10 protein-coding genes, 1 pseudogene and 2 riboswitches are annotated in these 12,835 nt (G+C 69.9%); all 11 genes and pseudogenes read right to left on the bottom strand.

Annotation, left to right across the window (positions count from 1 at the left end; translation table 11 throughout):
- Positions 1–100 precede the first annotated feature (100 nt).
- Complete coding sequence (gene gcvPB / locus K9U40_RS19330) at positions 101–1,672, bottom strand: aminomethyl-transferring glycine dehydrogenase subunit GcvPB (RefSeq protein ID WP_282891771.1); 1,572 nt, start codon at positions 1,670–1,672, stop codon at positions 101–103.
- A 344-nt stretch (positions 1,673–2,016) separates the two neighbouring features.
- Positions 2,017–3,357, bottom strand: a pseudogene (gene gcvPA, locus K9U40_RS19325) (aminomethyl-transferring glycine dehydrogenase subunit GcvPA); the annotation flags it as partial.
- A gap of 12 nt (positions 3,358–3,369) precedes the next feature.
- A complete protein-coding gene (locus tag K9U40_RS19320) occupies positions 3,370–3,843 on the bottom strand; it encodes an OsmC family protein (RefSeq protein ID WP_282891770.1) in 474 nt (157 codons plus the stop codon).
- 2 nt (positions 3,844–3,845) lie between these two features.
- Positions 3,846–4,223, bottom strand: coding sequence for a glycine cleavage system protein GcvH (gene gcvH, locus K9U40_RS19315; protein WP_282891769.1), 378 nt, complete (start codon positions 4,221–4,223; stop codon positions 3,846–3,848).
- A 3-nt stretch (positions 4,224–4,226) separates the two neighbouring features.
- The gene (gene gcvT / locus K9U40_RS19310; protein ID WP_282891768.1) at positions 4,227–5,372 is read right to left on the bottom strand and encodes a glycine cleavage system aminomethyltransferase GcvT; all 1,146 of its coding nucleotides are present in this window, start codon (positions 5,370–5,372) and stop codon (positions 4,227–4,229) included.
- Positions 5,373–5,465: 93 nt separating this feature from the next.
- Positions 5,466–5,579: riboswitch (glycine riboswitch) on the bottom strand.
- 3 nt (positions 5,580–5,582) lie between these two features.
- A riboswitch (glycine riboswitch) is annotated at positions 5,583–5,679 on the bottom strand.
- Positions 5,680–5,739: 60 nt separating this feature from the next.
- On the bottom strand, positions 5,740–6,654 hold the full coding sequence (locus K9U40_RS19305) for a hypothetical protein (protein WP_282891767.1): 915 nt from the start codon (positions 6,652–6,654) through the stop codon (positions 5,740–5,742).
- A 176-nt stretch (positions 6,655–6,830) separates the two neighbouring features.
- The gene (locus tag K9U40_RS19300; protein ID WP_282891766.1) at positions 6,831–8,123 is read right to left on the bottom strand and encodes a M16 family metallopeptidase; all 1,293 of its coding nucleotides are present in this window, start codon (positions 8,121–8,123) and stop codon (positions 6,831–6,833) included.
- 68 nt (positions 8,124–8,191) lie between these two features.
- Positions 8,192–9,577 (bottom strand): M16 family metallopeptidase, encoded by a 1,386-nt coding sequence (locus K9U40_RS19295; RefSeq protein WP_282891765.1) that lies wholly within the window; start codon positions 9,575–9,577, stop codon positions 8,192–8,194.
- A gap of 283 nt (positions 9,578–9,860) precedes the next feature.
- Positions 9,861–10,616, bottom strand: a complete 756-nt coding sequence (locus tag K9U40_RS19290) for a hypothetical protein (protein WP_282891764.1) — start codon at positions 10,614–10,616, stop codon at positions 9,861–9,863.
- A gap of 77 nt (positions 10,617–10,693) precedes the next feature.
- The gene (gene lspA, locus K9U40_RS19285; protein WP_282891763.1) at positions 10,694–11,227 is read right to left on the bottom strand and encodes a signal peptidase II; all 534 of its coding nucleotides are present in this window, start codon (positions 11,225–11,227) and stop codon (positions 10,694–10,696) included.
- 7 nt (positions 11,228–11,234) lie between these two features.
- The coding region (locus K9U40_RS19280; protein ID WP_282891762.1) for a class I tRNA ligase family protein at positions 11,235–12,835 on the bottom strand (1,601 nt) is incomplete at its 5' end.

Raw genomic sequence — 12,835 nt, 5'->3', positions numbered from 1 at the left:
ACCCAACCCTCCCCCGCACGTGGGAGAGGGTTTGCGGTTCGGGCTTCGCAAGGGCGGGCCGCCTCGTCTCTGGCCCCGCGCAGAAGCGGAACGGAGCCCCTCACTCGGCCGCGTCGGCCACCGGCGCCGGCTTCGTCCAGCGCAGCACCGGGGTGCGGGCGGCGCGGGTTTCGTCGAGGCGGCGGCGCGGGGCGTAATAGGGGGCGCCGAGGAAGCGCTCCTTGTCCCCGGCCTTGGCGGCCAGCGCCAGATCCCTGAGCGACGCGATGAAGAGGTCCAGCGAGGCCTTGGACTCGCTCTCCGTCGGCTCGATCAGCATGGCGCCGTGCACCACCAGCGGGAAATAGACCGTCATGGGGTGGTAGCCCTCGTCTATGAGGGCCTTGGCCACGTCCAGCGTGGTGAGGCCGGTGCCGGCGAGCCACGCGTCGTCGAACAGGGCCTCGTGCATGGCCGGGCGGTCGGCAAAGGGGGCGCTCATGAGGTCCATGAGGCAGGCGCGGATATAGTTGGCGGAGAGCACCGCGTCTTCCGAGGCCTGCCGCATGCCGTCCGCGCCGTGGGAGAGCATCCAGGCCAGCGCCCGCACGAACATGCCCATCTGGCCGTGGAAGGCGCTCATGCGGCCCAGTGCCTGCTCGGCCCCGTCCGCGCCCTCGTCCTCCACCAGCGCCAGCCCGTCCGTGGTGGCGACCAGCGCCGGCACCGGGGCGAAGGGGGCGAGCGCGTCGGAGAGCACCACCGGCCCCGCGCCCGGCCCGCCGCCGCCGTGGGGCGTGGAGAAGGTCTTGTGCAGGTTGATGTGCATGGCGTCGACCCCGAGGTCGGCGATGCGCACCTTGCCGAGGATGGCGTTGAAATTGGCGCCGTCCGAATAGAAATAGGCGCCGGCTTCGTGCACCGCCTCGGCGATGGCCACCACGTCGCGCTCGAACAGCCCGCAGGTGTTGGGATTGGTGAGCATCAGCGCCGCCACCTCGGGGCCGAGCGCGGCCTTCACCGCCTCCGGGTCCACCGTGCCGTCCGGGCGGGCGGGAATGGAGCGCACCTCGTAGCCGATGAGGGCGGCGGTGGCCGGATTGGTGCCGTGGGCGCTCTCGGGCACCAGCACCACGTGGCGCTGTTCGCCCTCGCCACGGGCGGCATGGGCGGCCTTGATGGCCATCATGCCGCACAATTCGCCGTGGGCACCGGCCTTGGGGGTGAGCGCCACCGCCTGCATGCCGGTCAGCTCCAGCAGGTAGCGCGACAGCTCCGCCATGAGGCCCAGCGCGCCCTTCACCGTGGATTGGGGCTGGAGCGGATGGATGTCGGCAAAGCCCGGCAGGCGCGCCATCTTCTCGTTGAGGCGCGGATTGTGCTTCATGGTGCACGAGCCGAGCGGGAACAGGCCGCTGTCGATGCCGTAATTCATGCGCGACAGGCGCACGTAATGGCGCATGGCCTCGGGCTCGGAGAGGCCGGGCAGGTCCAGCGGCGCGGTGCGCGCCTGGGTGCCGAGGCGGTCGCGGAAGGGGGCGGGCTCGGCAATGTCCACGCCGGTCACCTCGGTGCGGCCGATCTCGAAGATGAGCCCTTCCTCCAGGTCCAGCGCGCGGTTGCCGGTGAAGGTCTCAGGGCCGGTGAGGGCAAGGGAATGCGCCGTGGTGGCGCCGCGGCCTTCGCGGTTCATCAGCGAATCTCCTCGGCGATCCTGTACAGATCCTGGAACCTGTCTTCGTTCGTCCCTTCATCGCTGAGTTTGACCGTCCGTTCGATCCGGTCCGGGTCAAGGTCAGGCGCATCGGTATTGAAGAAGTAGCGGCTGTATGTGTTGATGACCTCGGGATGATGCTGGATGAGCGCGCCCAGAAAGCCCTCATCTATCAGGACCTCTATCAGGCCCGCGCTAACCCTTGCACCAAGCGAGTTTCCTTCATCCTCGATCGAATGGGGGTAGGTGGCCATCCAGCGTGCTGCGCGGTCCAGCGCATGCTGCAGCGAGGTGCTCAGGTCTCTGCCCGGGGTGGGCGCGCCGGCCAGCACCTCCTTCAGGGCGGCGGCATAGGCGGCGCGGTCGTCCTCGGTGGTCGTCTCGGTGGCGGCGACGAGGATGAGGTCGTCGAGGCCCGATTGCGGCGCGAGGCGCGAATAGGGCACGCCGCCAAGGATGCCCCTCGCCGCCAGCTTCTCCACCACCTCGGCGGCGGAGCCGGGCACGCGCAGGGTGAATTCGTTGAAGAAGGTGTCGTTGATCACGCTCACGCCCTTCACCGCCGCCAGCCGGTCCGCGAGGTCGCAGGCGGCCGCGTGGTTGGCACGGGCGAGGCGGGTGAGGCCGGTCTTGCCCAGCAGGCTCATGTGAATGGTGAAGGCCAGCGCGCACAGGCCGGAATTGGTGCAGATGTTGGAGGTGGCCTTCTCGCGGCGGATGTGCTGCTCGCGGGTGGACAGGGTCAGCACGAAGCCGCGCCGGCCTTCCGCGTCCACCGTCTCGCCGGCAAGCCGCCCCGGCATCTGCCGCACGAACTTCTGGCGCGCGGCGAAGAGGCCCACATAGGGCCCGCCGAAATTCAGCGCATTGCCGATGGACTGGCCCTCGCCCACCACGATGTCGGCGCCCTGCGCCCCCGGCGGCTCGATGAGGCCCAGCGCCACCGCTTCCGTGAACACCGCCACCAGCAGCGCGCCGGCCTTGTGGGCGGCCTCGGCGATGGGTTTGAGGTCCACGAGGTTGCCGAACACGTCCGGCGACTGCACCACCACGCAGGAGACCGTGTCGTCGATGGGGGTGATGAGGTCTTCCTCGCCGAACGGGGCGGGGGGCAGCGCCACCACGGCGTCGGCGGCGTAGCGCGAGAGGGTCTCGATGGTGGCGCGATAATGGGGATGCAGGTTGCCCGCCAGCACCGCCTTGCGGCGTTTGGTGATGCGGTGGGCCATCAGCACCGCCTCGGCGGCGGCGGTGGAGCCGTCATACATGGAGGCGTTGGCCACCTCCATGGCGGTCAGCTCCGCCACCTGGGTCTGGAACTCGAACAGATATTGCAGCGTGCCCTGGGCGATCTCGGGCTGGTACGGCGTGTAGGAGGTGAGGAATTCCGAGCGCTGGATCAGGTGGTCCACGGTGGCCGGCACATGGTGCCGATAGGCCCCTGCGCCAACGAAGAACGGCACCGAGCCGGCCGGCACGTTGGCGGCGGCGAGGCGGGCGAGGACGCGCTCCACCTCCAGCTCGCCCTTGGCGCGGTCGAGGCGCGGCAGCTCGGTCTCGCGCCTGTCGGCGGGGATGTCGGCGAACAGGTCGTCCACGGAGGCGACCCCGATCCGCGCCAGCATCTCGGCGCGGTCCTCGGGGGTGAGGGGGAGATAGCGCATGGGAATCCCGGGTCAGGCGGTGGTGAAGCGCGGCGTGATGACCATGTCTGCGCGCACGGAATGGGCGATGAAGCATTCCTCGTGCGCCCGGTGGTGGATGGCCTCCACATCCGCCGCGGTGGGCAGCTTGTCGCCGGAGAAGACCATTACGGGCGTGAGGGTGATGCGGGAGATGAAGAGCTTGCCCTTCTCGTTGGGCGTCATCTCGCCCACGGCGGCGTCCTCGTAGCTGTCCACGCGGAAGCCGCCGCGGCGGGCGAAATCGAGCGCAAACAGCATGTGGCAGCTGGCGGCCGCGGCCACCAGCGCCTCTTCCGGGTCCACCGCATCCTCGCGGGAGAGCGGCACGCGTACCGAGGACGGCGCCGAGGAGCCGGGCACCTCGAGGCCGTCGAAGGCCCAGACATGGGCGCGGGCGTAGCGCCCGTCGGTGAAGACGGCATCGCCCCGCGCCCAGCGGATGGTGGCTTTGTGATCGGTCGCCATGGTCAGGCCAGGGTGTCCAGGAAGTCCCTGTAGGCGTGCTCGTTCATGAGGTCGTTGAGCTCGGCCGGGTCGGAGAGCTTCAGCTTCATGAACCAGCCCTTGCCCTCCGCGGCCTCGTTGACGAGGCCGGGGGCGCCTTCCAGCTCGCTGTTGACCTCCACCACCTCGCCGGAGAGCGGGGCGTAGACCTCGCTCGCCGCCTTCACGCTCTCCACCACGGCGGCCTCGCCGCCCTTCGTCACGACCTTGCCGATCTCCGGCAGCTCGACGAACACCACGTCGCCGAGCTGCTGCTGGGCGTAGTCGGAGATGCCCACCACGGCCACGTCGCCCTCGACGCGCACATATTCATGGTCCTTCGTGTAGCGCACGCTCGTCATGGATCAGGCCCCCGCTTTAGATTTGCGCGCATAGCGCGTCGGCACGAACGGAAGAGGCGTGACGGTCGCCGCCAACGCCTTGCCGCGCACGAGAATGTCGAGGCGCGTGCCGGGTGCGGACAGGGCCGGCGGCACATAGCCCATGGCGATGGGAGCGGCGAGCGTCGGCGCGAAGCCGCCGGAGGTGACACGCCCCACCACGGCGCCGTCGGATGCGATCTCCGCCCCCTCGCGGGCGGGTGCGCGGCCCTCAAGCCTCAGCCCCACCCGGACGCGGGCCGGGCCATCCGCCAGCTCGCGCTGGATGCGTTCGGCGCCGGGAAAGCCGCCCTCGGTGCGCCGCCGCTTCTGGATGGACCACATCAGCCCCGCCTCGATGGGGGAGGTGGACAGGTCGATGTCATGGCCATAGAGGCAGAGCCCGGCCTCGAGGCGCAGGCTGTCGCGGGCGCCGAGGCCGATGGCCTTCACCTCCGGCTCGGCGAGCAGGGCGGCCCAGAGCAGGGGCGCCTTGTCGTTCTCCACCGAGATCTCGAAGCCGTCCTCGCCGGTATAGCCCGAGCGGGAGACCTCCACCGGGATGCCGTCGAAATCCGTTGGGATGGCCGCCATGAAATCGAGCGCCGCCGCCTGCGGGCAATGGCGGGCCATGACGGCGGCCACCTCCGGCCCCTGCAAGGCGAGCAGCGCCCGCTCGGGGCGCTCGATGAGGGCAACGCCCTCCGGCAGGTGGGCGGCGATGTGGGCGAAGTCCCCCGCCTTGCAGGCGGCGTTGACCACGAGGATGAGGGTGCCGTCCGCCTCCGGCGCCAGCGGCCGCGTCACCATGAAGTCGTCGATGATGCCGCCGTCCGGTGCCAGCAGCTGGGAATAACGCTGCCGGCCGGGGGCGAGGTTCGCGAAATCCGCCGGGGCGAGGGCTTCGAGGGCGCGGGCCGTGGTGGCGTGGTCGGGACCCCTGAGCAGGGCCTGGCCCATGTGGGAGACATCGAACAGCCCGGCATGGGTGCGGGTCCAGCCGTGCTCCGCGAGGATGCCGTCGGGATATTGCACCGGCATCTGGTAGCCGGCGAAGGGCACCATGCGCGCGCCGAGGGCGCGGTGGGCCGAGAACAGCGGGGTTTCGAGCAGGGGCTCGGACTGATCCAAGGGAGGCTCCCGGACGACAGCGCCAATTTCCGGATCGGCTCCGGCGTCAAGACAGTTGCGTCAAGACACAGGAGCAGATCCGCGCGGCGCCCCCTCTGTCTGCGGAACCTGAGAGATTTCACCGCGCCTCGTGGAAGGGCACGGCTTACTCCTTCGGTGAGCGCCCTGTTGCACGTCGCCGTGCAGCGCGGACGCTGCTTTCCAGAGATTCGTCCCCCTGCGGTCCTTTGGCCTGAGCGGTTCCGGGGCGGTTGCGCCTTCGGCGCCGGCATGCCTTGCGGCTGCCGGTCTCTCCCGCAGGGATCGTCCGATCACGTCCGGGCCGAAGCTCGGGCGCGCGTGCAGCATAAGCCAATGGCGGCCGACGTCAACGCGGCGGCGGCGAGAAGGTGCTGGTGGAGGGCGGCGGCTCGAACCCGCCGCTGGAGGGCGGGGACGACAGCGCGCCGCTGCTGCCCGGAGGCGGGCCGAACACGTCGCCCTTCGGTGCGCCGCTGCTCGTCGCCGGCTTCGTCGCCGGCGCCTCGCTGGTGGCGGCGGGCTTGGGCTTCGGCTTGGCGGCCGGGGCTGGTTTGCGCTCCTTGACCTCGCCGCCCTGCGGATCGAAGCCCACATAGATCACGTAGCGCTCCATCTCCGCCGGCTTCAGCAGGGGAAAGGAGACCTGGTCCTCCACTACCGTGAAGGCGGCGTGCCCGGGATCGGCCGGCACGTCCACCGCGACGTTGAAGAACTTGGTGGTGACGGTCCGGGGTGTCGGCCCCTCCTGCACCACCGCGACGCGGATGGGAACCTTGATCTGGCCGGGCGCGCCCTTCTCGCCCATCAGGATGCGGCCCTCGATGCCGATCCGGACCATCATGGTGCTGCCGGCGATGGAGCATTCCCGGGCGAGGCGGCCGATGGTGCCTTGATAGCGCAGGCCGCCGCTGCCGCGATCGGTGACCTGCCAGGAGGCGGCGCCGGTGCGCACGGTGAGCGTGGGGCAGTCATAGGTGACGGCGGTGGGGCCGCTGCCCACCACCAGCGCGCCGGTGGTGGCGCTGTTCACCACGCCCGCGGAGGAGGAGCCCGAGGCCGCGACGCCGGTATCCTGCGCGCCGAAGGCGCCGTCCAGTCCCTCGCCGCCGGCGCAGCCGGCGAGCGCCAGGGCTGAAAGCATGAGGACCAGCGGTGCCGGCGCGCGGAGGGGCAGGCGTGAGAAGCGACGGGCGCGCGCGCCAGCCGCCGCGCTGTTGTCCGCAGCCGTCCCGAATGCACCGGCCTGTTGTGCGCGCACCATGTCGATCAGCTCCGTGGGCGCCCCCGATCCGGACGCCTTATAGCAAAGGAGGCAAGGGGTTCGGAACCACCCCGCACGCCCTGAAGGCACGCGGGCGGTCCTCGTGCAGGTTAAGGTTACCCCAACGCAACCTTGTCCGGGAGGGAGGCCTTCCGGGGGCATCGGCGAGGACCGGACTAGCCCCCGAGGCCCACCGGCTTGCCCACCACCACCACAAGGGCGTCGCGGGCCGTGGCGAGGCGCGCCGCCACGCGCTTCAGGTCGTCGAGGGTGACGGCGTCGATGAGGGCATTGCGCTTGTCCACATAGTCGATGCCCAGCTCGTCCAGCTGGATCTGGAGCAGCTGGCCGGCGACCTTGGAGGAGGTGTCGAAGCGCAGGGCATAGCTGCCCATCAGATAGCTCTTGGCCTCATCCAGCTCGGTCTGGCTCGGTCCGTCCTTCAGGATCTTGCGGAACTCGTCGGTGATGATGGCGATGGATTCCCCTGCCCGCTCGTTCTTGGTGGCGGTGCCGGCGAACCACAGGCCGGTCCGGCCGAGGGCGACCTGGTAGGAATAGACCGAGTAGGCCAGCCCGCGCGCCTCGCGCACCTCCTTGAACAGGCGCGAGGAGAACGCGCTGCCGCCGAGGATGTGGTTGAGCACGAAGGCGGGAATGAAGTCCGGGTCGCGCCGCTCCAGGCCGCCGGTGCCCATCACAACCACCGATTGGGGCACGTCGAGGGGAATGACGTCCACGGTGCCGATCTTCTGCGGCTCCACGGCGGGGACGGCCACCAGGCTGGCTGTGGCCGGCAGGGCGCCGAACACGGTGTCGAGGCGCTGGCCCAGCTCTTCCGCGCTGATGTCGCCCACCACCGCCACCCGCAGGTTGGAGCGGGCGATGGTGCGCTTCGCGAAGCCGGCGATGTCGTCGCGGCTGATGCGGGCGACGGTCTCCAGCGTGCCATCCACCGGCCGGCCATAGGGATGGTCCGGGAAGGCGAGGGCGAACCAGCGGTCGTTGGCGATGGCGTTGGGCTCCGTGGAGCGCCGGCGCAGCATGGCGAGCTGGGAGGCGCGGATGCGCTCCACCGCCTCGGTGTCGAAGCGCGGCTCGGCCACGGCGAGGCGCAGCAGCTCGAACGCCTTCTCGCGGTTCTCGGAGAGGGTGCGCAGCGAGCCGCGGACCTCGTCGCGCCCGGCATCGAAATGCAGCTCCACCGCATGGTCGGCGAGGGCGCTCTGGAAGGCGTGGGCGTCGAGGGCCCCGGCCCCCTCGTCGAACAGCGAGGCGGTGAGGTTGGCGAGGCCCGGCAATTCCTTGCCGTCCTGGGAGGCGCCGCCGAGGAAGGCGAACTCCACGGCGATGAGGGGCAGGGTGGTGTCGTGCACCAGCCACGCCTTGATGCCGCCGGGGCTCGTCACCTCGGTGATGCGGCTCGACTGGGATTGCGCCGCGCTGGCGGAGAGAAGGGAAAGGGCCATGGTTACCATCGCAAAGAGGAGACGGCCGGCGCGCACGGCGCTGCCGGAAAGGGAGGCGGGGCCAGCCCTCACGAGCGGTCGTCCTTCTTGGGTTCGCTTTTGGGGGCGGCGTCCTTCTTCGGCTCGGCCTGCTTCAGGTAGCCGGTGACGGCGCGGTCGGTGACAAGGTACCGGCGCGCCACATCCTTCACCTGCTCGGCCGTCACCGCCTTGATGCGCTCGGGCCAGGCGCGCACATCGTCGGCCGACATGCCGGTGGCCCAGGAGGCACCGTAGATGCGGGCGAGTGTGGCCTGGTTGTCCTGCGAATAGATGGTGTCGGCGGTCAGTCGGGTCTTGGCGCGGGCCAGCTCCAGCTCGTCCACGCCCTTGTCCTGAAGCTCGGCGATCACCGCATCCACGGCGACCTCGAGATCCTCCAGGCTCACGCCGGGGCGGGGCGAGGCGTAGGTGACGAAGCGCGTGGCATCGTATGCGGTGCTTTGATACCAGGATCCGGAGCCGGCCGCGAGGCCCTTCTCGGCCACGAGGGTGCGGTAGAGGCGGCTCGTCTGGCCGCCGCCGAGGATCTGGCCGAGCACTTCCAGCGCTTCGGATTCGCCCGGCTGTGCGGTGCGGGAGGAGGGCACCAGATAGGAGCGCTGCAGGCTCGGCTGGGCCACGCGCGGGTCGGCCAGCGACACCCGGCGATGGGCGCGGGGCTCGGGCTCCTGCGGGCGGGCGCGGGGCGGCGTGTCGGCGCGGGCCACCTTGCCGTAGGTCTTCTCGGCCAAGGTGCGCACGGTGTCCGGGTCCACGTCGCCGGCGACCACCAGCAGCGCGTTGTTGGGCGCGTAATAGCGGCGGTAGAAGGCGAGGGCGTCCTCGCGGTTCAGCCCCTTGATCTCGTGCTCCCAGCCGATGATGGGATGCTGGTAGGGGTGGTTCACGTAGGTGGTGGCCTGCAGCACCTCCGAGAGGCGCGCGCCGGGATCGTTGTCGGTGCGCATGCGGCGCTCTTCCAGCACCACGTCGCGCTCGGGCAGCACCACCTCGTCGGACAGCCTGAGGCCGGTCATGCGATCGGCCTCGAAGCCCATCACCTTTTCCAGGTGCTCCTTGGCGACGCGCTGGAAATAGGCGGTGTAGTCCTGCGAGGTGAAGGCGTTCTCCTGGCCGCCGAGACGCGCCACCTCGGCCGAGAACTGGCCCTGCGGGTGGGCGTCCGTGCCCTTGAACATCAGGTGCTCGAGGAAGTGGGCGATGCCGGACTTGCCCGGCTGCTCGTCGGCCGATCCCACCTTGTACCACACCATGTGGGTAACCACCGGCGTGCGGTGGTCTGGGATGACCATGACCTGAAGGCCGTTGTCGAGCTGGAACTGGGTGACTTCCGGCCCGGCCGCCTCAGCAATGCGGGGGGCGGCTGTGGCCGCGGTAGCGGCGAGAATGGCAATCATGGTGAGGCGGCTCATGAACACGTGGCGATCTTCCGGCATTCGACGCGCCGAATGGCGGGCACGTCAAGGACAGATAGGATGCGGGCCGGCTGGGTTAAGGGCCGCCCGCCGGGTTTTCCGTCGGCGGGCGCGCGCATCGCCCACGCGCACCGGCCGGTTCGTCGTCGTTTCAGCCCTCGCCTGCGATGGCGCCGCCCGGCTGCTGCCGGGCAGGACCCGTTCCGCTGGCGGCCTTCCAACTCAAGGCAGAGAACGCGTCATCCGCTCAGGCTGCGTTGCAGTCTGGGCGGCGGGTGCCCTAGTTGCCGCGGTCGAACAGGGTCGGGAACTTGAAGGGCTCCTTCTTCTGCTCCACCACGCCATAGGGGGCGTTGGGCGCCGGGGTCTGGTAGCCGGGTGGGGGCTGGATCAGGTTCTCGCGCTCCGGCTCGCCGTTGAAGCTGAGCTGCTCCTGCTTGCCCGAGAGGCCGTTAATCCAGCCCGAGAAACCGAGCTGGTCGGGAAGCAGCACGTCGCGCTTGGATTCGGCGCCCACCGGCTCCGAGGGGGAGGACGAGTTGCCGAGATTCTTGTGCTTGCCGCCCTTCAGCTCGGACGGCAGCAGCGGCCGGCCGGGATCGTCGCGCACGATAGGCGTCTTGGAGGCTTCCGCCTCGCGCTTGCGGCGCTGGACGTCCGGATCCTTCGGCCAGTTGGGATTGGCATCCGCCGCGCTCGACTGGGGCGGCGGCAGGGCTTCGGGCACCTTGGGAGGAACCACGAGCGGCGCGCGCTCGCGATAGTCGATCTCGGGCTTCGGCTCGTCGTCCTTCAGGCCGAACAGCTGCAGGGTGCTTTCCATCAGGCTGGACGAGCCGTCGAAGGTCTGGGCGGCCGCCGGCCGGGGCGCCGCCGTCGCCGCGAGGCCGGTGGCCAGCAGGGCCGCAGCCAGGAGGCGGGCATGCCGCAGCAGCATCGGGGAGCCTGGGGCGGGACCGAAAAGAAGGAGGGCGGAAAGATCGTCTGCGGCCCGCTCGGCGGCGATGCCGCGTGGATAATTCGGGCTCACGCGCATGATTCCTGTTCCCCGACGTCTCTGGATTCCCTGAGGGCCTTGGGCTGCCCCTTGGAGCTTGCCTTCAGAGCCCGCGCTTAGCTTCGCTCACGCTCGGCTTCGGATTTCGCCGCCATTGGCGTGGCCGAGGGCGGCAATTTTGAGGCGCGGCTGAAAAACGCATCGTAAAGAAGCAGCCCTACCCCCACAACCACGGCCACGTCGGCCACGTTGAACACGTACCAACGGTAGCCGAAGGCGTGGAGCGAGACAAAGTCGAACACCGCGCCATAGACCACCCGGTCAACCGCATTGCCGATGGCGCCGCCGATGAGGAGGCCGAGGGCGAACGCTTCCAGCCGCCCCCGCGCCCGCGTCAGCCAGATGGTGAAGAGCAGGGCGGCGGCCACCTTGATGGCCACCAGCACCCAGCGCCCGGTGTCGCCCTGCGGGAACAGACCGTAGCTGATGCCGGCATTCCACAAGGCGACGAAATCGAGGAAGGGCGCCACCGTGTGGAGCGGAGCCCCCCACTGGCGGGACCAGGCGAGCACGAGGCTCTTCGTCGCCTGGTCCGCCACGAGGACGAGGAGGGCGACGAGAAGGCCGAACAGGATGTGGCGTCGCCCCATGGTCACCTCACTGGGCCGCCGCCTGCGCGGCGTAGAATTCCCGCAGCGCCGCCGCGTCGCGCGGGGTGACGTCCGGGAACTCGGGATCCGAGCCTACCTCGGCGGAGATCTTCCAGGAGCGGGCGCACTTCCTGCCCTCGGCGCGGGCGGGCACCACGGCCACGCCCGGCACGTCGGGAAGGCGGAAGGCCTCCGCCGACCCCTCGCCCCGGATGAGGGTGGCGGCGCTGGTGATGGTGATTTCCGCAAGGTCCAGCCCGTCGAGCGCATCGGCCAGCGCCGGATCGGCGACATGGACCTCCGGCGCCGCCTCCAGGGAGGAGCCCATGCGCTTGGCGGCGCGCTCCACCTCCAGCGCCCCCAGCACCACCCGGCGGATGAGGCGCACCCGGCGCCATTTCTCCGCAAGGGCATCGTCACGCCACTCGGCCGGGGTGTCCGGGAAGCCGAGGAGATGCACGGAGCCCTCCTCATCGCCGGTGCGGGCGATGTACGCCTCCTCGCAGGTGAAGGGCAGGATGGGCGCAAGCCAGGTGACGAGCCGCGCGAACACCGCGTCCAGCACGGTGAGGCAGGCCCGCCGCGTCACCGAGGACAGGGGATCGCAATAGAGCGCGTCCTTGCGGATGTCGAAATAGAAGGCGGAGAGCTCGATATTCATGAATGCCGTGAGCGCCGCATGCACCTTCTTGTAGTCGAAGGCGCGGTAGGCGGCGCGGATCTCGCCGTCCAGCTCGACGAGGCGATGGAGGATGTAGCGCTCCAGCGCCGGCATGTCGGCGAACGCCACGTGCTCTTCCGGCCGGTCGTGGTGCAGGGAGCCCAGCAGCCAGCGGATGGTGTTGCGCAGCTTGCGGTAGGTATCGGCGGTGGTTTTCAGGATTTCCGGGCCGATGCGCAAATCGTCCGCATAGTCGGAGGCGCACACCCACAGGCGCAGGATGTCCGCGCCCGACTGCTTGATCACGTCCTGCGGCGAGGTGACGTTGCCCAGCGACTTGGACATCTTGCGCCCGTCCTCGTCGAGGACGAAGCCGTGGGTCAGCACCACGTCGTAGGGCGGGCGGCCACGGGTGCCGCAGCTTTCCAGCAGCGAGGAATGGAACCAGCCGCGATGCTGGTCCGAGCCTTCCAGATACATCACCCGGTCGTTGCCTTCGGGTGGGCGGTTGGCCTTGAGATCCGGGCGCACCTCCAGCGTGAAGGCGTGGGTCGAGCCGGAATCGAACCATACGTCGAGCACGTCGTCGACCTTGGCCCAGCCCTCGCCGGCCCGCTCGCCGAGGAAGCGGGCGCCGGCGCCCTCCTTGAACCAGGCGTCGGCGCCCTCGGTCTCGAAGGCGTCGGCGATGCGGGCATTCACCTGCGCATCCTTGAGGATCTCGACGGTGCCGTCGCCCTTGTCCTTCACGAACACGGCGATGGGCACGCCCCAGGCGCGCTGGCGCGAGACCACCCAGTCCGGGCGGTTGGCGATCATGCCGGTGATGCGGTTCTCGCCCGCCGCCGGCACCCATTCCACCGTCTTGATGCCGGCAAGCGCGCGGGCGCGCAGGGTGTCTGGCTCAGCGTTGCTCCCTCTCCCGCTTGTGGGGGAGGGGTGGGGAG

Origin of the sequence: Xanthobacter autotrophicus (assembly GCF_030015065.1) — a bacterium.
In the GTDB taxonomy this organism is placed as follows: domain Bacteria; phylum Pseudomonadota; class Alphaproteobacteria; order Rhizobiales; family Xanthobacteraceae; genus Xanthobacter; species Xanthobacter autotrophicus_D.
This window is presented reverse-complemented; position numbering and strand designations above follow the sequence as displayed.